At 34.7% G+C, this 20,950-nt stretch carries 20 protein-coding genes and 1 pseudogene; 12 read left to right on the forward strand and 9 right to left on the reverse strand.

The annotated features are described in order from the left end of the window. Positions 1–397: 397 nt before the first annotated feature. The 4 genes from FH144_RS01145 to FH144_RS01160 are packed head-to-tail and all read right to left on the reverse strand — an operon-like array spanning position 398 to position 4,451. Positions 398–1,750 carry a PTS ascorbate transporter subunit IIC gene (locus tag FH144_RS01145; protein ID WP_242313326.1) on the reverse strand — a complete coding sequence of 451 codons (1,353 nt, stop codon included), beginning with the start codon at positions 1,748–1,750 and terminating at the stop codon, positions 398–400. Between the two features lie 19 nt (positions 1,751–1,769). Beyond that, positions 1,770–2,054: a PTS sugar transporter subunit IIB gene (locus tag FH144_RS01150; RefSeq protein ID WP_242313327.1), complete on the reverse strand. Its 285-nt coding sequence runs from the start codon at positions 2,052–2,054 to the stop codon at positions 1,770–1,772. Between the two features lies 1 nt (position 2,055). Then, a complete protein-coding gene (locus FH144_RS01155; protein ID WP_242313328.1) occupies positions 2,056–2,499 on the reverse strand; it encodes a PTS sugar transporter subunit IIA in 444 nt (147 codons plus the stop codon). A gap of 14 nt (positions 2,500–2,513) precedes the next feature. Then, the gene (locus FH144_RS01160; RefSeq protein WP_242313329.1) at positions 2,514–4,451 is read right to left on the reverse strand and encodes a BglG family transcription antiterminator; all 1,938 of its coding nucleotides are present in this window, start codon (positions 4,449–4,451) and stop codon (positions 2,514–2,516) included. 220 nt (positions 4,452–4,671) lie between these two features. Here FH144_RS01160 and pcp point away from each other — a divergent pair, with 220 nt between their 5' ends. From pcp to FH144_RS01190, 6 genes are all read left to right on the forward strand, one after another. After that, on the forward strand, positions 4,672–5,310 hold the full coding sequence (pcp, locus tag FH144_RS01165) for a pyroglutamyl-peptidase I (RefSeq protein ID WP_242313330.1): 639 nt from the start codon (positions 4,672–4,674) through the stop codon (positions 5,308–5,310). Between the two features lie 228 nt (positions 5,311–5,538). Beyond that, positions 5,539–7,104, forward strand: a complete 1,566-nt coding sequence (locus tag FH144_RS01170) for an ABC transporter substrate-binding protein (RefSeq protein WP_242313331.1) — start codon at positions 5,539–5,541, stop codon at positions 7,102–7,104. Next, positions 7,097–8,056 carry an ABC transporter permease gene (locus FH144_RS01175; RefSeq protein WP_242313332.1) on the forward strand — a complete coding sequence of 320 codons (960 nt, stop codon included), beginning with the start codon at positions 7,097–7,099 and terminating at the stop codon, positions 8,054–8,056. The genes FH144_RS01170 and FH144_RS01175 overlap by 8 nt, the downstream gene beginning before the upstream one ends. Further along, positions 8,046–8,813: an ABC transporter permease gene (locus FH144_RS01180; protein WP_242313333.1), complete on the forward strand. Its 768-nt coding sequence runs from the start codon at positions 8,046–8,048 to the stop codon at positions 8,811–8,813. The genes FH144_RS01175 and FH144_RS01180 overlap by 11 nt, the downstream gene beginning before the upstream one ends. Next, on the forward strand, positions 8,780–9,553 hold the full coding sequence (locus FH144_RS01185; RefSeq protein ID WP_242313334.1) for an ATP-binding cassette domain-containing protein: 774 nt from the start codon (positions 8,780–8,782) through the stop codon (positions 9,551–9,553). Before FH144_RS01180 ends, FH144_RS01185 begins: the two co-directional genes overlap by 34 nt. After that, a complete protein-coding gene (locus FH144_RS01190; RefSeq protein WP_242313335.1) occupies positions 9,540–10,175 on the forward strand; it encodes an ABC transporter ATP-binding protein in 636 nt (211 codons plus the stop codon). Before FH144_RS01185 ends, FH144_RS01190 begins: the two co-directional genes overlap by 14 nt. A gap of 59 nt (positions 10,176–10,234) precedes the next feature. Here the strand turns inward: FH144_RS01190 and FH144_RS01195 are convergent, their stop codons facing one another. Beyond that, positions 10,235–10,897, reverse strand: coding sequence for a CPBP family intramembrane glutamic endopeptidase (locus FH144_RS01195; RefSeq protein WP_242313336.1), 663 nt, complete (start codon positions 10,895–10,897; stop codon positions 10,235–10,237). Positions 10,898–11,063: 166 nt separating this feature from the next. Between FH144_RS01195 and FH144_RS01200 the strand changes: the two genes are divergently transcribed. After that, positions 11,064–11,882: a CPBP family intramembrane glutamic endopeptidase gene (locus tag FH144_RS01200; RefSeq protein ID WP_242313337.1), complete on the forward strand. Its 819-nt coding sequence runs from the start codon at positions 11,064–11,066 to the stop codon at positions 11,880–11,882. Positions 11,883–12,049: 167 nt separating this feature from the next. Here FH144_RS01200 and FH144_RS01205 read toward each other — a convergent pair whose 3' ends face one another. After that, on the reverse strand, positions 12,050–12,670 hold the full coding sequence (locus FH144_RS01205; RefSeq protein WP_242313338.1) for an NDxxF motif lipoprotein: 621 nt from the start codon (positions 12,668–12,670) through the stop codon (positions 12,050–12,052). A 58-nt stretch (positions 12,671–12,728) separates the two neighbouring features. Further along, positions 12,729–13,562, reverse strand: a complete 834-nt coding sequence (locus FH144_RS01210) for a CPBP family intramembrane glutamic endopeptidase (RefSeq protein ID WP_242313339.1) — start codon at positions 13,560–13,562, stop codon at positions 12,729–12,731. 163 nt (positions 13,563–13,725) lie between these two features. Here FH144_RS01210 and FH144_RS01215 point away from each other — a divergent pair. Together FH144_RS01215 and nagB are read left to right on the forward strand one after the other, a co-directional pair. Next, positions 13,726–13,999, forward strand: a pseudogene (locus FH144_RS01215) (beta/alpha barrel domain-containing protein); the annotation flags it as partial. A 29-nt stretch (positions 14,000–14,028) separates the two neighbouring features. Next, entirely contained in the window at positions 14,029–14,757 is a 729-nt protein-coding gene (gene nagB / locus FH144_RS01220; RefSeq protein WP_242313340.1) for a glucosamine-6-phosphate deaminase, read from the forward strand. Positions 14,758–14,809: 52 nt separating this feature from the next. On the opposite strand, the gene FH144_RS01225 is transcribed toward nagB, so the two are convergent. Further along, the gene (locus FH144_RS01225) at positions 14,810–15,052 is read right to left on the reverse strand and encodes a hypothetical protein (RefSeq protein ID WP_198611730.1); all 243 of its coding nucleotides are present in this window, start codon (positions 15,050–15,052) and stop codon (positions 14,810–14,812) included. A 201-nt stretch (positions 15,053–15,253) separates the two neighbouring features. Then, the gene (gene nagA, locus FH144_RS01230) at positions 15,254–16,408 is read right to left on the reverse strand and encodes an N-acetylglucosamine-6-phosphate deacetylase (RefSeq protein WP_242313341.1); all 1,155 of its coding nucleotides are present in this window, start codon (positions 16,406–16,408) and stop codon (positions 15,254–15,256) included. A gap of 209 nt (positions 16,409–16,617) precedes the next feature. Between nagA and FH144_RS01235 the strand changes: the two genes are divergently transcribed. From FH144_RS01235 to FH144_RS01245, 3 genes are all read left to right on the forward strand, one after another. Continuing rightward, positions 16,618–18,231 (forward strand): BCCT family transporter, encoded by a 1,614-nt coding sequence (locus FH144_RS01235; RefSeq protein WP_242313342.1) that lies wholly within the window; start codon positions 16,618–16,620, stop codon positions 18,229–18,231. A gap of 294 nt (positions 18,232–18,525) precedes the next feature. After that, on the forward strand, positions 18,526–19,311 hold the full coding sequence (locus FH144_RS01240) for a putative hydro-lyase (protein WP_242313343.1): 786 nt from the start codon (positions 18,526–18,528) through the stop codon (positions 19,309–19,311). A gap of 219 nt (positions 19,312–19,530) precedes the next feature. Then, positions 19,531–20,949, forward strand: a complete 1,419-nt coding sequence (locus FH144_RS01245; RefSeq protein WP_242313344.1) for an anion permease — start codon at positions 19,531–19,533, stop codon at positions 20,947–20,949. The last annotated feature ends 1 nt before the right edge of the window (position 20,950 follow it).

The following is a 20,950-nucleotide window of genomic DNA, read 5'->3' on the forward strand; positions in this document are numbered from 1 at the left end:
CACGCGATAAAGAGAAGTACTATACCATTCTAGGTTTCGAGGAAGAAAAAGGAGTGGATACAGAAATCTAATGTAAGTTCTAAGATTTCGTAGTCCCACTCCTGTAAGGTTGTTTAAAGATGAAAGAAGTACGGTTTAACCCATCTTTATCTCAGTCAACTACTATCAAATTAAAGACTGAGCCATTTTTTATTAATGACTCAGTCTCTCTTTTATATAGTTACTTCGTATTGCTTGGCTTCGCGTTCCGAGGATGCCGTCTCAGCCTACCCCAACTTTCTTTGTTGGGGCCCCGGTCTTCGGCTGGCATTGCTTCCTCAGGAGTCTCCGCCAACAATACTCCGTATATATAATGCATCTTATATTAAAATATGAGCATATAGTTTAGTGCTAATAATTATTCATTTGTTTGTGTTTTAGTTTTACCTTTGAATAATATAGCTACAATAGCAATGATTGCTGTAAATATTATAGCTCCTATAATACCTGAGAATTTAACAATATAACCTAATACTATACCGACAGCTAAGAAATCGGTATCAGAGAATGTAGTAGTTGCTAAACCAAGATCTCCTAAGAAAGGTATAAATAATAATGGTAAGAAAGTAATTAAAATACCATTTAATGCCGCACCGGCTACTGCTCCTTTAATTCCTCCACGTGCATTTCCAAATACCGCAGACGCTGCTCCTAAGAAGAAGTGAGCAACTACTCCAGGCAAGATAACTATGCCTCCGAAGAAGAATAAAATTAACATACCAATGACGCCTGTAATAAAGCTTACAAAGAACCCTATTAAAACAGCATTTTGGGCATATGGGAAAACAATAGGACAATCTAATGCTGGTTTAGAATTAGGAACTAATTTTTCAGAGATACCTTTAAATGCTGGAACAATTTCAGCTAAGATGAGACGCACCCCAGTTAAAATGATAAATACACCTGCTGCAAAAGTTACACCTTGAATTACAGAAAATACAATGAAATTTTGTCCGTTACTAATTTTGTCATCTACATATCCTACTCCAGCGAATAGACATGCTACAAGATATAATAAAGCCATTGTGATTGAAATACTAATCGTACTTTCTCTTAAAAAACTTAATCCTTTAGGGAATTTAATATCTTCAGTTGATTTTGATTTACCTTCAAATAATCTACCGACTTGTCCTGCAGCCCAGTAACTAACTGTCCCAAAGTGTCCTAGAGCAACTTGGTCATTGCCAGTAATTTTTCGCATTGTTGGTTGGGCTAAAGCAGGGAAAATTGCCATTAATAATCCTAAAATAATCGCACCAATTGTGATAGTTAAGTACTCTTTAATATGACCAACTGTTAATAATATTGCTAAAAATGCTGCCATATAAAACGTATGATGTCCTGTTAAGAAAATATACTTAAGGTTTGTAAAACGGGCAATTAAAATATTTACAATCATGCCAAATACCATGATTAAGGCAGCTGTTGTCCCATAATCTTTAAGTGCTAAAGAAATAATTGCTTCATTATTAGGCACCACGCCTTGCACTCCAAATGCATGTTGGAATATTTTCCCGAATGGTTCTAATGAATTAGAAACCACTCCAGCTCCTGCACTTAAAATAAGAAACCCTAACATAGTTTTTATTGTTCCTGTAGTAACAACTGTGGCAGGTTTTTTCTGCACAAGTAATCCAATTAATGCTATTAACGCAACTAATATTGCTGGCTGGCTTAAAATATCTACGATGAAATCTAATACTGAACGCATAAGTTACGCCTCCCTCTGTTTAAATGATATTAAGTTTTTTTAATTCTTGTTCCAATTTTTGTTCTAACTCGTTTTTGTCTAAAATGTTATCTAATACTAAAACATCGCCAAGACGTTCAGCGTTTTCTTCTAAATCTCTACCACAGATAAATAAATCTGCCATTTCTGGACTTGCTGTCATAATGTCGCTATGTTCAACTTCTACATCAGAAGGAGCGTTTAAATTTTTTAAAGCTTCTTGAGCATTCATTTCAACCATAAAACTACTACCTAATCCATGTCCGCATACTACTAAAATTTTCATATTAATCATTCTCCTTAATTATATTTATTATTTCGTCTTTATCTTTTGACTCCATTAATTGTTTTACATTTTTTTGATCTCCTAATAATTGTGCTAAACTTTGTAATACCTTTAAATGAGAGCTATTATCTATTGCGCTTAGTACAAATATGAGAGAAGCGTAATGCCCATTCTCCGAGAAATTTATATGTTTACTTAACTTTAATAGGCTCAATCCTACTTCGTTAACATTATTATCAGGTCGAGCATGAGCAATAGCTATTTCAGGAGCTATAACAATATAAGGCCCTAAATCCTCTACGCTTTTAATCATCGAATCTATGTAATCATTTTTAATGATATTTTGTTCTAACAACGGTTGAGAAGCTTTTTGTATAGCTTGTTCCCAACTTTCAACCTCACTTTCTAGAATTATTCTATCTTTAGTTAAAATTTCTAGAGACACTTTTACCTCTCCTCTTAATATGTATTAGTTATAAGATTTTTTATTTCATTCATATCACCTTTTAAAAAAGTTTCTCTTTTTTCTGTTTCTAATAATAAATTGCTTAATTGTGCTAATCCTTTTAAATGATACTGAGGATTTACAGTTGCTAATGCAATCACTAGATAAACCGGGTCATTACTCTCATGATTAAACTCAATCCCATTTTCAAAATAAGTAATCGCAAAACCAGCACCGCCTTTTACATATTTAGAAGAAGCGTGAATTAATGCAATGTGCGGGCTAATTACCATATATGGACCGAATTTTTCCAACTGTTCTTTAATTTCATCAATATACTGTGTTTGCACTATTTCATCTTTAATCAATGGCTGTATAGCAAGAGCGATACTTTCATCTCTACTAAGTTGCTGTTTAATATTGTTAATTCTATGCAGAGGTAATAACTCTTTTAAGTTATAAAGATGTTCATAACTTTTTTTAAAACGTTGTTCTCTGGCATTATTAATAATTTCATTTAATTTATATCTAGATGTTTCATCTAAAAACGGATCTACTTGAACCACTGGGGTAGTCTTAATATTTACAGGCACTGTAGAAATAATGTAATCAATGCCATTACTTATGAGTTGCTCCTCATTAATTTGATAAACAGAATATGCATCCACAATTTCAAATTCTGGATAAACATTATTTAATTTTGTTTTTAGTAATTGAGATGTCCCTACTCCCGAGCCACAAAGTAAGATGACTTTTATACGTTGTTTCAAGGTGATCGAACTTTTCTCTACACTTGAAGCAAAATGAATAGTTAAAAATGCTATTTCGTCAGTATTAAATAGCACATTAAATTCTTTTTCAATACAAGCTAAATTATTCTCAATGATTTTAGCGATTTGGCCATATCTTTCATACACTTCATTTTTTAATGGATTCTTTTGTTCCATATTGAATTTAAGTCTATGTATAGCCGGTTTTAGATGGATTAATAAACCATTATAAAGTCTATTATCATTTTGCAAATCTATGCCTAACTCTGCCCCTACTTTATAAATTAATATTGTAAGTAATTTTTCTAATTTATTATTACTATCTATAATTTCATTTGTATCAGTGGTCTTAGCACCTAAAAGATGTAAAGTAATAAAAATTGTTTCTGACAAAGGAAACTTAAACTCAAAACTGTCTTCAAGACTTTTTATGATATTTGAAGCAATTTGAAATTGATATGTTTGAGATAATTTATCTTGTTGCTCTTTAGGAATTTCAAAAGAATAATTCTCTTTCAAACGTCTAATTGCAATTAAGATATGATAGATAAGCGCATCAATAGCTATCTGCACAAGTTGATAATTTTCATTGTTTAATGTATTGATTACGGTGTTTCTAACAATAGTTAACTCTTGGTTAGAAAATAAATTAATTTCCTTTAAAGACGTGAAGTTTTTAAAATACGTTTGAATTCTATTAGCGTATGCTTTGCGATATTTCTCTTCATCTCCAATAATTAAAAACCCTTTATTTTGTAGATAACTTAGTTGTAATGAGTTGTCATTTAACCATTTTTGAATTTCTTTTAAATCGCTCATAATTGTACGTCTTGAAACATTTACGTATTCAGATAAAGTTTTTGAGGATACTGGTATATTTGAATCAAATAATCTCAAAGTTAAACTTAAAATCCGTTCTTCTTTGCTTAAATGAAGATATTGAGAATTATGTTTCTCCAGTTCTTTTGCCAAAAACTTATTATCAGTCTTAATTTTTACACCTAAAGCTTTATTTCTTAGAAGTTTAAATTTAAAGTCGTCTTGTATACTTTCAATATATTCAAGATCATATTGAATAGTTCTATGTGACGTCCCAAATTCACTCGCAATATCTGTAATAGTTATATAATCTTGATTAGTGATTAAGAGATTCAAAATTTTTACCTGTCTGTTACTTAGCAATGTATATTAATCCTCCTAAATTTATTGTAAGCGATTTCTTGAATAGCTAGATATGCAATGTGTTTCATATTTAAATCCGAAAAAATTCATATCTAATTTATTACTAATATTATAAAATACAAAAAACTGACTATATAGCTAGGTAAGAACTTGATAATATGAGAGTAAACAATAGCACTTGGTATTCTTTGTACTACAAAATTAAAGGAGGATGTAATTTATGAAGATATTAGTTACGGCGTTTGAGCCATTTGGTGGGGAAGTTATTAATCCGGCGTTAGAGGCAGTAAAACGATTGAACGATACAATTGGTGAGCACGACATTACGAAGTTAGAGATTCCTACTGTATTTCATGATTCAATAGAAGCAATTCATACGATGTTAGCTCAAGGAAATTATGATGCCGTGTTAGCGGTTGGACAAGCTGGTGGGCGTAGTGCGTTAACACCAGAACGTGTCGGTATTAATATCGATGATGCCCGTATTCCTGATAATAAAGGACAACAACCAATCGATATCCCTATTCAACCAAACGGTGCGTCCGCTTACTTTTCAAATATGCCTGTTAAAAAGATGACTGAAGCCATTAAACAAGCTGGTGTCCCGGCAAGTCTCTCCAATACAGCGGGTACATTTGTTTGTAACCATATCCTCTATCAATTAGGATATTTAGCTGAACAATCTTACCCTAACTTACTATTTGGCTTTATTCATGTGCCATTTATTCCAGAACAAGTGACTACTAAACCAGAGACACCTTCTATGTCTATTGAAATGATGACTAAAGGACTTACTGCGGCTATCAAAGCTATTTCATATGAAGATGATATTAAAGTTGCACTAGGTCAAACACACTAGAAGTTAAATTTTACTTCTATATTAATAAGCTACTTCTAATAACTAGGGTGTGATTATATTAAATGAGATAGCCTCGCCCTTAAAGTGAAAAAAATCTACTTCGCCAAATTTTAATAATCTTTGAAAAAGGTGTATCATATAATAATGTCTTTGATAGATTTATATATTTTGAATATAAATTAAATTCTAAATATATATACATTAATACAATTGAAAGAAGGTAAAACATTGAATAAGCGCATGTTATCTGCCCTTACCATGTGCGCTACGCTGATTTTAAGCGGTTGTGCTCCACATCAACATGATAATGATAAAGAAGTTAAAGTATCATTACCTCGAGAATTTAACCCTAAGCAGCTTGATGCTCAAGGTTTCGATGCCCCTATGCCAGTGTATAGCGCAGTCTATCAATCTCTTGTGAAGTATGGTAAGAATGGCAAGATTGAGCCTGGCCTCGCCACATCATGGAAGGCTTCAAGTGATGGTAAAGATTACATATTCCATCTGAAACATAATGTGAAATTTAATGATGGTTCTCAATTTGACGCGTCGGCGGTCAAATTTTCAATAGAAAGAGCGAAGGCTACAGATACGACAGACCCCATGGAGACGTTGGACAAGTTACAATCCGTTACAGTGAAGGACAAATACACGGTCGAGATTAAATTAAAAGAACCGTCCAACCAAGTCTTACCCGAATTAACACAAATTAGACCGCTTCGTATAATGAGTCCACATGCGGTTAAAGATGAAAAAACAACAGGTAAGTTCGAGAAAGCAATTGGCACAGGACCTTTTAAAGTGGCAGATTCAACGAATGAAACAGTCACATTTAAACCCAATACATATTATCGTAACGGTCACCCATTGGATTACAATGTAACCTTCCAATCAATAGAAGATAGTGATTCACGTCATCTTGCTATAGAAAGTAATTCTATCGACATTACAGGTGGTGCGTTAGGTCAAATGACGCCACAACAAGTCAAAGAATCGCAACGTAGTGAAAATTTAAAAATACATAAATATCCAAGTACCGAAACACAGTTTATGGGCTTTAATCCTCAACACAAAGTCTTGCAAGATAAAAAAATGCGTGAAGCTATCAGTAAAGCAATCGATACAAAAGATCTCTCATCAAATAAGAAGTTGAAAGGTTTATTCCAAAGTGGCGTGCAATATGTGAACGCTAACAATCAACACGACCATCACTATGCACCTAATGAATCAGAGAAATTGATTAAAGAGTTAGGTTATGAGAAGAATTCGAATGGTTATTTTGAAAAGGATGGCAAAGTACTCTCATTAAAACTAGCACTTCAGACAGATGAGTTCCCAGAATGGAAGACGAAAGCCGTAATTGTGCAACAAGCATTGAAAAATGTAGGCATTAAGTTAGATGTTAATGTATTAGACGCCCAAACGTACTATGAAACGTTAACGGTACGCAAGGACTTTGACCTTATTTACTATCGTACCTATACCAATGCTTTAATGCCGTATAACTTCCTCAATGCGCGCTTCAAACAAGCCGATCAACAACCCGGCGCCTTTGCGGATGATGCGAAATTAACCGGCATGATTAAAGAATTCTCATCTATTATAAATATGAATCAGCGTCAACAAGCGTTCGATAGACTATCCAATTATATTGATAGCCAATACTTAGTCGTCCCTATCTCCTATCCGGATGAAACGTTTGTGACGAGTCCGAAGATTAAGCAATTCCAATTTTCAGGACAAACTGACGCACCGATAAACTTTGATAAATTGAAGGTATCCGATCATGATTAGTATCGTAAAACATTTCATAAAGTTAATTATTTATTTAATTGTCATTTCATTTATTCTATTTGTTCTGTTGGAAAATACTACCGGTAACCCAGCCATTCAGTATTTACAAGAACATGGTGTCGCACAAATTACGCCTGAACGCATCAAAATGGCGCAAGATAAATTAGGCCTTAGCCAGGCAATGCCTATTCGTTATGTGCAATGGCTCGGCCATGCCTTTACCGGCGACTTAGGTACAAGCTTTAGTAATGGTGAGCCTGTTACGGACCGTATTACGCAAGCTATTGTTCCAACGCTTAAGCTTATTCTAGGTTCAGCCATTATTTTATTCCCACTCGGGTATATTATTGGTTACCTTTGCGGGAACCATCCACGTAAAAAGTGGGCAATCATTACCACGCGTATATCTCAAATAATTACATCATTACCTGAATATTGGTTAGCGATTATCTTTATTTACTACTTTGGCGTCAAATGGCATCTCTTCCCATTTGTAGGTAGTAACAGTTGGCAATACTTCGTTCTCCCTATCACCATTTTAGTGTTAGTAGAAGGCAGTCACATGGTTCTATTAAGCAGTCATCTTTTTGAAAATACACTTCATAGCCAACCATATCAATTAGCACAACTACGCCATTTCAAACTAAAAGATCGCATCTACGTTCAAGTAAAAGAAATTCTAGCGCCACTATTAACAATTACCATTAATAATTTCATTCATTTATTTAGCCGTATCATTATCCTTGAAGTCATCTTCAGTATTTCCGGTTTAGGAAAATTATTAATTAACGGTATCAATCTACGTGATTATCCATTAATTCAAGGTATCCTTATGATTATTATTTTAATGATTATGGTACTGAATTTCTTCGGCGACTTATTACTTGAAAAGAGTGACCCACGTCTTAGAATGTCTAAAAAGTTAGGAGGCCGTGTGACCTATGAAGATTAAACATTGGATATGGCCTATTATCATCATCATTTTAGCGCTGCTCGCCTATTTGTTATACGACAAAGCGAACACTATTCATCAATCTGAAGCACTCTTACCTCCTAGTCTGACACATTTACTAGGTACTGATCACTTAGGACGTGACTTTTTAACACGTCTATTTGTAGGTAGTATCGTTACACTCGGCTTAACGACTTTAATTTTAGTCGGCACCGTCGTATTAGGACTTATTCTCGGATTACTATCGGCGCTTGTCGGTAAATGGCTTGATTCCGTGATGATGGCCTTAGCCGATATGTTAATCGCTTTACCTGCAATTATTATTGCGTTGGTAATTTTAGGATTTATGAATAATTCTGTGCTTGGCTTATGTTTCGCTTTAATTATCGGATGGCTTGGTCGCTATTTACGTTACTTTAGAAATTTAGCACGTGACGCTAAAACACAACCTTTCGTTAAATATGCATCATTGAGTGGCTTTTCAAAATTACAAACAACGATTTATCATATCATCCCGCACCTATTAAGCAACGTAATGGCGCTGATTACTGCGGATTTCGGTAAACTGATGCTTAGTATTTCCGGCTTAGCCTTTATCGGATTAGGCGTTAAGCCACCACTACCTGAGCTAGGCGCCATTTTATTTGATGGCAAAAGTTATTTCTATTCTGCACCATGGTTATTCTTCTTCCCAGGTGTGTTGTTAGGAGGTTTCGCACTCATATGTCAACTACTCAACCGTCGCTACATTCGTTAACGTCGTTACTGCATTTTGAAAATGTCTCAGTCTACGACGGCGAAACAGCATTATTAAATAACGTGAATTTAGAAGTGTTAGAAGGAAGCTTTCATTGTTTAGTAGGAGAAAGTGGAAGCGGTAAATCATTATTAACACGTACGGCACTTGGCATGCGTCAACCTCAATTGCGCTACGACGGCCAAGTCGAAATAGACATAGATAATACCGATGCCATGTTTCAAGATACCAATAGTAATTTCTTCCAAAATGTTAAAATTCATAAACACTTTGACGCACTATTTGATTCATTAAATTCAACATTGTCACGTAAAGAACAACATGAATTTGTGAAACGTCAATTTACACATCTCGGCTTAGAACAACCGCAAGAATTACTACATTATTATCCTTTTCAATTGAGTGGAGGTATGGCGCAGCGGATTGCGTTGGTAATGTCTATTGTCCGTGAAGCGAAGTTTCTTATAGCTGACGAACCTACTAGCGCATTAGACTATGAGAACCGTAATGGTTTAATGTGGCTCTTAAACCATGTTGTGCGTGAACATAACATGACCATTCTTTTTATTACACATGACTTAAGTTTAGCGATGGATTACGCTACACACATTAGCGTCATGCAGAATGGACAAATTATTGAAAGCGGAGACGCTAAAGAGATTTTAGAGTCTCCTCAGCATCCCTACACTCAACAATTGATTGAACTGGCGAATAGGAGAAATCGTTATGTTACAGATTAAACAGTTGAATAAATCATTTTCAGAAAAAGAGATTTTTAAAAACTTTAATTTAGAAGTAAATAAGGATGAAAATTTAATTATTAGTGGTGTAAGTGGGAGCGGTAAGTCTACCCTAGCTCAAATCATGGCAGGGTTAGATGATGATTACCAAGGAATTGTGAGCTACAATGATTTAACACTTGGCAAGGTATCACGTTATGAATGGATGAAACATATTCAATATGTCCCTCAATACAATGCGATGACGTTAGACCCTCGAAAAACGGTAAAATGGACCCTACAACAACCATTAAAGAACTTTAACATTTCTTCTAATAAGCATGAGACCAGATTAAATGATGTGTTGTCGCAATGTAAATTAGATAGAGAATTGTTAAATAAAAAGGTAAGTACGTTAAGTGGTGGTCAATTTCAGCGCTTATGGATTGCCAAAGCGTTACTAGTCAATCCAGATATTCTTATTTTGGATGAAGCTACAACAAACTTAGATGTGATTAATGAAGAAATGATTATTCAAATGTTACGAGAATTGAAAGATCTTCAATTAATTATCATTACGCATGATCCTTATTTATTACACAGCCTACCGGGTAAAAAGCTAACTATTGGCCAATCACATTAATTTAAACTATAACGAAAGCTCGAAGATGTTCTAGAATACAATCTTCGAGCTTTGTTATATTATCCAAAATAAAATTGAAATGTAGCTAAAATGTTCCCTAAAATATGAATAATAATGGGAACTTCGAGTCGTTTTGTTTTTAAATATGCGACTACAAATACTGCGCCCGGGAGTCCATAAATCAACCATTCGCCCAGGTTAGATGCTCCATGACTGCCTGCGAATAAAATTACTGATACGATACCACCGATGATAGGTGCACCTCTAAATACTCCTTTAATTAATAATCCTCTAAATATCACTTCTTCTATAATTGGACCTATGATGCCTATAGAGATTATTTGTAGATAAAGTGGTATATGCTCATAAGATTGTTCTAAGTCTTTTTGATTATCTGGGTTAGGCATAAATGAAGTATAAGCGTAATCTATGAGATTAAGTAAAACAAACGCAATAAGAATAAAGAGCCATTGTTTTTTAGTAAGCATACTAAAATTAAATAATTTCAACTTAAAAGCGTATAATAATAAGAAAGCGATGATTACAGCTAAAATAGCTATCCAGTAATACTGAGGTTTTGCAGCTAAAAATAGATCAAAAGATTCGGCGATAAACATAATAATAATCATAAATATAGATTGGAATAATAACTTCCAATAAGATTTATGTGAAATTTGAAATTCTTGTTGATGATTTTGTGTTTCGGAAATCTTTTCCGACATGATATTCCTCCTTTGTGATATAGCGTAATAAATAGATTTGTTCAAAATTCAAATAACTCATAACTTAATCCTTAACTAACATTGTAGTACATGTAAAATATATGTTACATTTAAGGAGAAGTATTCGTTTTCAAGTTTCACAATATTAAATAAAGGTGGGTTTAACATGAAAGAACATGAAAATATGAATACACACGCCGCTACACCCGTTTCTTCCAATGAACACCAAGCTAAGGAAGATGACTTACATAATGAAGAGCGCTATCCAAAAGGTAATAAATTTGTCAGAGCACTTATCTTTATCGGTTGGCTACTCCTCGCACAAATACCTTTAGTTACCATACTCTTTATTTATAGCTTTTCTCTCTACATGGACCTATTAACCGGTACGATTACTACTCTCATCTTTCTCATATTAACAGCAGTTATCACATGGTTTGTAAGAAGCTATTACAAACGTCATACATACGAGCATCCTTCAAAATTCAAAGGCAAAGATATTATGACTAATATTGGTTGGGCCGTATTACTCCGTTTAATCGTTATCGGGATGAGCTATTTAATGTTGTTTGCGACAGGTTCTATGCAAACGCAAAATGATAAATTGCTACTCGGCGACATGAATGCGAATAAACCAACACCTGACCAATTAGGCCAAATTTTCCCATTTATTGTCTTCGTCATCGTTATAATTTTCGTTGCCCCTTATTTAGAAGAACTTATTTATCGTGGCATCTTTAAAGAAACTTTATTTAAACGTTCCCGCTTCTGGTTGCCGTTTATTCTGTCTTCATTAATTTTTGCATCTCAACACGGTCTATCCAACTGGGTTGCAATTATTATGTACACTCTTATGGGTATGGTTTTCTACCTTGCTTATCATCGTCGTGGTAATGTACGAGATAGCATGATGGTTCACATGATTCATAACGGTGTGACAGGCGTCATTATGCTAGTAAGTTATTTTGTTTTATTATTTAGTTAAGTTAAAAATGTTTAATAATAGGATAGCTAAAATGAACGCACCTCCTATTAATAACTTAACAAACTTTTGTCCAATCCAACCTTAAAGGTTTCTTAAAAAACTAGTGCAATATAAAAGTGGTATTTCTATCTAATTTCAAATAGAAATAGCCACTTTTATTTAAGGTATTATTTATCGTAAGCAATGGTTTTAATATTTTTATCTTTTAAGAACGTTTCAATTTTTTCTTGTTCACGGCCATTCACCACATCTTTATCCTTGTTAATATCTTTCAACTCTGATAAATCGCCCGATTCTTGTGCTTTCTTAGAAGCATCTAAGCCTCTTTTGTCAGTATTGGTAGCTGCAATCGTATAGTTACTTATTTTTTTAGTATACGTCGCATACTTTTTATCTGGCATCTTATTATTTTCTATGTATTGCGCGAAATTTTCATTATTTTGATCCTTTAAATCCATAATATGATCATATTTTTGTTGTTGCTTTTTAGAAAGTTTCTCCTCTGAATAAAGTTTATCTTCATAAGGTTCTTGCGCATCGTTCAACTTCCTATCAGTATCTAAATATGTCTTAATATCTTCTTTGATAGTACTTTCTGGAATCGTTTGGTTTGTTGTTGTTTTGTCGAAAATGTGTTTCGGTACTTTTGTGTTATGTTTTGAACTCTGTTGAGTATCCTTACTGTCAGAAGCGTTATCTTTCGTGTTATTTTCACTTTCTGACGATGAACAACCTACAAGTGCTACAGATAATGCAAATGTTGATAATAAAACAATTAGCTTTTTCATATCAAATCTCCTTTTATCTTTTTAAGAGCTTGCACTTTGAGTATATCGAACTTTCTAGTTATTTAAAAACTCGCTTTGTAGTCGTAACTTTAGGTTGTTTTAGCAAAATAAATATCACAATTAAATAACCTATAATCGATACCAACGAGACTTCATAACCGAATTGTCCACCTGTAATAGCCATATTATGGTTACGAACCACATATTCCCAAATATTGTAATGGCTTTGCTTTTCAGTAATATGTAAAACCTGGAAAATATTCCAAAAGAAATGTAACGTGATGCTAGCCCATATTGTATTTGCTTTGTAGGTTGCTAGACCAAACATAATCCCTACTAATGAACCGCTAATAAGTAATAAGAAAAAGCTACTTATATTTAAGCCACCGTTAAACAAGTGAATCACCGCAAAGAATATTGCCGTAGATAAGATAGCTACTTTAATATTTGTCTTCTTCTCGATATATCCCATTAAAAATCCTCTACATACGAGTTCTTCCACAAACGCTCCAGCCATTGCTTGTACGAAAATCGGCCAAAAAAGTATGTGTAAGGTATCATGAATAGAATTAAAGTGATGCAGTTTAAAGTCTCCAGGTACAAAAATTAAATAAATAGCATACACAAAGACAGATAACCCTAAGCCTAGTAAGATGAATTTTGTTTGAATTCTTGGGGGTGTAATACGATAAGATATTAAATTCTCTTTCAATATTTTTTTAATAAAAAAGCGGACGATCACGAAGGCTAAAGCGATATAAACGATGGCCATTACTATAACTCCTATTCCTAGAAATGGAATAAGCGCATCAAATAGCGAAGCAATTCCGTTAGCTAGTCCCATAATGACGATAGCTAACATCAACATACCTATAATTTTCAAAAGTTTCATTGTCATTCTCCCGACTTAATTGAAATAGTATTCATTCATTATCTTAGCACAGTCACCTCACACAAAAATGAAGAGGTTAGGAAACACACTCCTAACCCCTTCTATTATTGAACGTAAAGTATTATGACAATACGAAGTATTGTTGACGAAACTCTTGAAAGAAGCTGATAATTTAAACTTTGATTACATTGGCACAACATTACGTGGGTATACTTCATATACAAAGGGCCACATTCTTTATGAGAATGACTTTGAATTTTTAAAAAGAAATTTTACAGAAAGTGAATGCGAAAGTGATTGTAGAAGGAAATGTCATCACACCTGAAATGTTCAAGCAAATCAGTAATCTTGGCGTTCATTGTACCGTTGTGGGAGGAGCTATCACGCGTCCTAAACAAATTACTGAACGTTTTATTAAAGCTATTCAATCTGAATGATGTAATATGATGATGGAGGCGTTAAAGCTATGAAACTAATCAACTTGAAAGATAAATCGCTAGCGAGTGATTATGTCGCTATCGAATGTTTAAAATTGATTCAAGCGCAACCTAAGACAATTTTAGGATTAGCTACTGGTAACACTATGACAGAAGTTTATCCCCGACTTTCTGAATTACTGAACGCAAACAATACCGATTTAAGCCAGGTTCAAACATTCAATTTAGATGAATATGTTGGCTTAGAACCAGAGCATTCACAAAGTTATTACACATATATGCATCAACGCTTATTTGATCACAATGAGAGCTGGCAAACTTCAAATATTCATATTCCTCAAGGCCATGTGGATGATTTAGAAGCAGAAGCACAACGTTATGAAGACCATTTAAAACGCATCGGCCAACCAGACCTTCAATTATTAGGTATTGGGGAAAATGGCCATATCGGTTTTAACGAGCCTGGAACATCGTTCGATAGTGAAACACGCGTGGTCGATTTAACTGAATCCACTATTAAAGCCAATAGCGTCAATTTCGACAATATCGAAGACGTACCAAAACAAGCTGTATCTATGGGGTTAAACTCTATTATGCGTGCTAAACGTATTATTTTACTAGCATTTGGCGAACGTAAACGTGATGCGATTAAGCGACTATTAAATGAAGAAGTGTCAGAAAATCTGCCCGCTTCAATCCTACACAACCACCCAAATGTAGAAGTAATCGTTGACGATACAATTTATAACCATCTATAAATATACAAATGAGGCTAAACCATCACTATAGAAATGGCTTAGCCTCACTTTTTTATGAATGTTTAAATAATTTTAGAATTTGCGCAATAATTAAACTTACCACTGCAATAATCGCAAATGTGCTTAAGAAGATAATATCGTTTTGATTAAAGTTAACACCAATATTAGAAAAGTCTTTTAAATTACTATTCGCAATTAGATTAACTACTACCACTGCTAGTAAAGCAATAATTGCTAGCCATGCTAATGATGAGAAAAACTTTTTAGCGCTTGGAAACCTCAAGTCATGTTGCATCTTCTCACACCTCTTTCTCTATATATTGTCATGTTTATATATTCAATAGTTATATACACCTCTATGCATTATTTCAAACCTATCAGAATAAAAGTGTATACAATTTGTATATATTTTTATGAAAAATAAGTTGATTGAGAAGTTATATCGTAAGACGATAGTCTGCTTTCAAAAATAAAAATTTTCACACTGCGGGTAGTCTTAATAATTATGAACTGTGCCTGCTTTAATCGTAGTATTAACCTTAATCGTATCATCAACAATGACGATATCCGCATCTTTCCCTACGGCTAAGCCACCTTTATGTGCATCGATATTTAAAGCAATAGCTTGGTTTAAACTTGTTACACGCCATAGATTGTCTAACGTGTCATGAGTAAAGTTCATTAAATTATATAAGCCGTCATTCATTTTTAAAATACTTCCTGCTAGCGCACCACTTGCTAAACGAGCTTCTTGGCCACGTACAATCACGTTTTGCCCGCCTAAATCATATTCGCCATCTTGCATGCCTTTCGCACGCATAGCGTCTGTAATTAAATACATATGTTCATTGCCTTTTTGTTTATAGGCAATTTGTACAGAAGCTGGATGTGAGTGAATACCATCACCGATAATTTCTGTGTTCAATCCTTCATTCGTCCAAGCTGCACCGAAGACACCTGGATCACGATGTGTAAATGGAGTCGCAGCGTTATATAAATGCGTAATATGTTTGGCCCCACGTTCAACCGCTTCGTTCGCTTCATCAAATGTAGCTATGGTATGCCCCATTGAAAAGATAATATCGTCATGTAACGCATTTAATGTCTCATGTGCACCATCAACTTCGGGCGCAAATGTGATGATTTTAATTTGATTTTGCGCGATTTCTTGGAAGTGTTGAATTTTATCTACTGAGGGACGTTGCACAAATTCTGGATTTTGCGCGCCAACTTTATGTTCTGAAATAAATGGTCCTTCTAAATGAATACCTCCAATTTCAGCAGCTTCGCCTCTTTGTTGTTGTGCTTGATAATCAACGATGTTTTTCAACGCTTTTTCGATGTTGGCATCCGACTGTGTCATGGTTGTGGCTAAAAATGTAGTCGTACCTTCTGATAACAATTGTTCAGATAAGTGTTTCAAACCTTCAAATGATGCATCCATGGCATCTTCACCGTAGCCTCCATGGATATGAATATCAATAAAGCCTGGTAAGACATTTTGGCCCTTAGTATCAATCTGTTCTAATTCACCAGTATATTGACCTTCTTGGATCTCACTAATTTTGCCATCTTCTACTACAAGATATCCTTGTTCAATGACGTGTGTTTCTGTATAAATCTTCCCGTTAGTAATGACATACTTTGACATGTTTGACCTTCTTTTCTAAATAATTCTTCTAATGTAATCAATTATAGCATTTCACATTCTTCAATTTATCGTAATTCTAATTTTGGAAAAAGTTTTCATAATGAATTTTATATATAGTTTCAAATTTATAAAAAATGGCATTTTGTAAATTTTCAAAATTATAGGTATACTCGTAACAAACGACATATAAAGGGAGAATCAATTGAAGAATGAATGACAAGCGCAAGAAACATAACAATTTAGTTTATATTATTTCTGTAACAATCATTATTATCATTACTGCAATTGCTGGTCTCTTTCCTAAAGCGTTCGGCATCCACGCACAAAGTGTATATGATTTTATTTCTAACTCTTTCGGGTGGTTATTCTTACTTATTATTTTTGTTTTAGATATCTTTTTAATTTCTTTAGCTATTTCTCGTTATGGCCGTTTTAAACTCGGCAGTGATGACGAGAAACCAGAATTTTCATTTATGTCATGGCTCGGTATGTTATTTTCTGCCGGTTTAGGTGTAGGAATTGTCTTTTGGGGCGTAGCTGAGCCACTTACCCACTATGTTCATTCCCCTTTTCCGGGAAAAGTTCCTGACCAATCACCAGAATCTGCACGTGTTGCCATGGGTTACACGTTCTTCCATTGGGGAATTTCACAATGGTCTATCTTTGCGATGGCTGGCCTTATCGTTGCTTACTTCCAATTTCGTAAAAAGCGTGATGGTTTAATTTCTACAGCCATGGAACCTGTCTTTGGCGAGGCATACAAACGTCCATTCCGTAATATTATCGATATTCTAGCAATTATTGCGACAGTAATGGGGATTGCTACATCAATCGGTTTAGGTATTATGCAAATTAGTGGTGGTTTAAATCATGTCTTTCACGTACCTAATAATAATTTCACTAAGATCGCAATTACCGTCTTAATGGTGTGCTTATTCTTAGGTTCGGCGATTACTGGTCTAAATAAAGGTGTTAAATGGTTGAGCAATATCAACATTATGCTAGGCGGCTTATTACTTGTATTTATGTTGATTTTCGGCGATTTAAAATTTATTTTCGAATCTTATACATTAGCTATTGGGGACTATTTACGTCACTTTATAGAATATAGTTTACGTATTGATCCTTATACCGGTAAGAATGCATGGCTTCAACAATGGACCGTCTTTTATTGGGCTTGGGTTATTTCATGGTCACCATTTATTGGCGGTTTCGTAGCTCGTGTCTCTCGAGGACGGACAATTCGTGAATTTATTATTTGTGTCTTAGTCGTACCGCCACTTATTTCCTTTGTTTGGATTGCTGGTTTCGGTGGCATGGCGGTAAAAGTTGCGATGGGTGGCGATAATATCGCTCAATTGGTCGATAAAGATTATACCGTCGCACTCTTTGAATTATTGTCTAAATTCCCACTAGCAGATATTACAAGTATATTAGCAGTGGTCTTAATCTTCTTACTTATCGTTACAAGCGCCGATTCTACGACCCATATCGTTGCAGGCATGGCGACTGGCGGTAGTGAGAATCCGAAAGTGAAACACAAAGTTATCTGGGGACTATTAATTGGTGCTATTTCTGTAGCGATGACGATTGCAGGCGGTTTAACAAGTTTACAAACAGCTTCAGTCGTCACAGGTTTACCATTCTCAATTATTTTATTATTAATGACCATTTCAATTATGCGGGCCTTACGTCGAGAACATACGAAACATTTCCAAATGTCTTATATTAATGATGATAAAGATTATTCCATTCCTTTAGAACAACGTGAAAAAGAATCTTCAAATAAAAAGGAAGAAGATAATGAGAAAGAACAAGAATAACATTCAAAAATACTATGAACTGTTACCTTTATTCGGTTTGTTAGCGACACTATTCTTATTCATTTTATATTTCATTATTTACAAAGTAGACGATAATTGGATGATTGTAAGTCTTTATTGTTTATTACCTTTAATCGTATTTAGTTGTCAGTCCCTATTTTTCCGTTTATTTAAGAACTATCGAAAGTAATTCACAATTTCTTATATTTTTATATCTAGATTGTTAATGGTGTAATTTTAAAATATAATAGTAATAAGAACTTGATAGTTATTAAGGGGATAAGGGGGATGTCTATGGAGGTTAAGCATCAAACGCCGCAAGCATTACGTCAATTAATTCGCGAAGGGACACTTACTGGTCATACGAGTGGTATGGCAGATGGCTATATTCAAGCTAATGTCGTCATCTTACCTTCTTCATATGCTTATGATTTTTTAAAATTTTGTTTTAGAAACCCAAAGACCTGTCCATTATTAGATGTGTCTGAGATAGGTTCACCGTCTTTTCCATATTATGGGAAAGATGCTGACATACGTACCGATGTGTCGAAATATCGTATTTACAAGCATGGGGAACTTGTCGAAGAAGTAAATGATATTACACACCTTTATACTGATGATATGGTGTCTTTCCTTATTGGATGTAGTTTCACCTTTGAACATGCCCTACTTGAAGCTGGTATTCCGGTTCGTCATATTGAAGAAGGCCATAATGTTCCAATGTATAGAACCAATATACCTGCTGAAGCGAGTGGCGAGTTTAAAGGAAATATTACTGTGAGTATGCGTCTTATGACGATGGCTCAAGCGATTAAAGCCACAGAAATTACCTCGCATTTTAAAAATGTTCATGGCACACCGATTCATATCGGCTCACCTGAAACTCTTGGAATCGAAAATATTAATGCGCCAGATTATGGTGAAGCAGTCACTATCAAACCTGGAGAAATACCTGTCTTTTGGGGTTGTGGAGTTACACCTCAATCCGTAGCACTTGATGCTAAACCTAAATTGATGATTACACATTCACCAGGTCATATGTTTATTACTGATATTAAAGACAGTGATTTGAATAATTAAAATTATTAAATACAATCTAGCGTATCTTAAATACTATCGAAGCGGGGCTAAGAAATCTTTGGAATGAATCGAGATTTCTGCCCTGCTTTTTTATATTAACTATACTTAAAATTAATGAGAAATATTCTCAATTAATTCCCTACATCCTCTGTACATTGTTTAAAATTAAGTCTATTCTATTGTATGAAATGTTCATTATCTTAGAAAGAAGGTTCAGCTATGGAGAACTCAGTAAAATATAAGAAATTTATACTTCCACTTGTTGTAGGTATTCTTATTGCTTTACTCGCACCGTTTAGACCTGAAGCATTAAACATACAAGCTTGGATGATGTTTGCGATTTTCGTCGGTACAATTATAGCTTGTATCACGCAACCTATGACGATTGGTGCCGTTTCAATTCTTGGTTTCACATTAACCGTGCTTGTTGGTGTAGTAGACACTAAAACAGCGGTTCAAGGTTTTGGCAACCCTAGTATCTGGCTTATTGCGATGGCATTCTTTATTTCTAGAGGTTTCGTAAAGACAGGACTTGGCCGTCGTATCGCCTTGCAGTTCGTGAAACTTTTCGGGAAAAAGACGCTCGGCCTAGCCTACTCATTAGTCGGAGTAGATTTAATCCTAGCGCCTGCTACTCCAAGTAATACCGCACGTGCAGGTGGTATTATGTTCCCAATCATTCAATCATTATCAAAATCTTTCGATTCAGACCCTAAACAAGGTACTGAACGTAAGATGGGGGCATTTTTAATATTTACAGAATTCCAAGGTAATTTAATTACTGCGGCGATGTTCTTAACAGCGATGGCAGGTAACCCTCTCGCTCAAAATTTAGCCGAAAAAACAGCTAACGTTCATCTAACATGGATGAATTGGTTCTTAGCTGCACTCGTTCCTGGCTTGATTTCACTTATCGTGGTGCCATTTATCATTTATAAAATGTATCCACCTACTATTAAAGAAACGCCTGACGCTAAGCGATGGGCTGAGAATGAACTTTCAGAAATGGGAACTATTTCTAAGGCTGAAAAGTTCATGATTGGTATCTTTATTATCGCCCTTTTACTCTGGATAGCCGGTAGCTTTATTGGCATTGAAGCTACATTAACTGCCTTTATCGCTTTATCATTATTACTTATTACTGGCGTGTTAAATTGGAAAGATATCCTTAATGAAACAGGTGCTTGGAATACATTAGTATGGTTCTCAGTACTCGTTATGATGGCCGATCAATTGAATAAATTAGGCTTTATTCCATGGTTAAGTAGTACAATTGCGCATAGTTTAGGTGGCTTAAGTTGGTCAATTGTGCTTGTTATTCTAGTTATTTTCTACTTCTATTCACACTATTTATTCGCGAGCTCAACTGCTCACGTAAGTGCCATGTATGCGGCGTTACTTGGCGTAGCTGTGGCTGCTGGTGCGCCACCATTATTTAGTGCGTTGATGCTTGGTTTCTTCGGTAACTTAATGGCTTCCACTACACATTACAGTAGTGGTCCAGCGCCTATTCTGTATGCGGCAGGTTATGTAAGTCAAAAACGTTGGTGGCTTATGAACTTAGTGCTAGGTGTGGTTTATTTCATTATCTGGCTTGGTATCGGTTCATTATGGATGAAAGTTATTGGTTTAATGTAAG

This window comes from Staphylococcus sp. acrmy, assembly GCF_022690565.1.
Classification (GTDB): Bacteria; Bacillota; Bacilli; order Staphylococcales; family Staphylococcaceae; genus Staphylococcus; species Staphylococcus caledonicus.

Bases quoted from the DNA above. Each gene is read 5' to 3' on its own strand.
- FH144_RS01145 (WP_242313326.1), bottom strand. From the start codon at position 1,750: ATGCGTTCAGTATTAGATTTCATCGTAGATATTTTAAGCCAGCCAGCA.
- FH144_RS01150 (WP_242313327.1), bottom strand. From the start codon at position 2,054: ATGAAAATTTTAGTAGTATGCGGACATGGATTAGGTAGTAGTTTTATG.
- pcp (WP_242313330.1), top strand. From the start codon at position 4,672: ATGAAGATATTAGTTACGGCGTTTGAGCCATTTGGTGGGGAAGTTATT.
- FH144_RS01175 (WP_242313332.1), top strand. From the start codon at position 7,097: ATGATTAGTATCGTAAAACATTTCATAAAGTTAATTATTTATTTAATT.
- FH144_RS01180 (WP_242313333.1), top strand. From the start codon at position 8,046: ATGAAGATTAAACATTGGATATGGCCTATTATCATCATCATTTTAGCG.
- FH144_RS01185 (WP_242313334.1), top strand. From the start codon at position 8,780: ATGTCAACTACTCAACCGTCGCTACATTCGTTAACGTCGTTACTGCAT.
- FH144_RS01190 (WP_242313335.1), top strand. From the start codon at position 9,540: ATGTTACAGATTAAACAGTTGAATAAATCATTTTCAGAAAAAGAGATT.
- FH144_RS01195 (WP_242313336.1), bottom strand. From the start codon at position 10,897: ATGTCGGAAAAGATTTCCGAAACACAAAATCATCAACAAGAATTTCAA.
- FH144_RS01200 (WP_242313337.1), top strand. From the start codon at position 11,064: ATGAAAGAACATGAAAATATGAATACACACGCCGCTACACCCGTTTCT.
- FH144_RS01205 (WP_242313338.1), bottom strand. From the start codon at position 12,670: ATGAAAAAGCTAATTGTTTTATTATCAACATTTGCATTATCTGTAGCA.
- FH144_RS01210 (WP_242313339.1), bottom strand. From the start codon at position 13,562: ATGAAACTTTTGAAAATTATAGGTATGTTGATGTTAGCTATCGTCATT.
- nagB (WP_242313340.1), top strand. From the start codon at position 14,029: ATGAAACTAATCAACTTGAAAGATAAATCGCTAGCGAGTGATTATGTC.
- FH144_RS01225 (WP_198611730.1), bottom strand. From the start codon at position 15,052: ATGCAACATGACTTGAGGTTTCCAAGCGCTAAAAAGTTTTTCTCATCA.
- nagA (WP_242313341.1), bottom strand. From the start codon at position 16,408: ATGTCAAAGTATGTCATTACTAACGGGAAGATTTATACAGAAACACAC.
- FH144_RS01235 (WP_242313342.1), top strand. From the start codon at position 16,618: ATGAATGACAAGCGCAAGAAACATAACAATTTAGTTTATATTATTTCT.
- FH144_RS01240 (WP_242313343.1), top strand. From the start codon at position 18,526: ATGGAGGTTAAGCATCAAACGCCGCAAGCATTACGTCAATTAATTCGC.
- FH144_RS01245 (WP_242313344.1), top strand. From the start codon at position 19,531: ATGGAGAACTCAGTAAAATATAAGAAATTTATACTTCCACTTGTTGTA.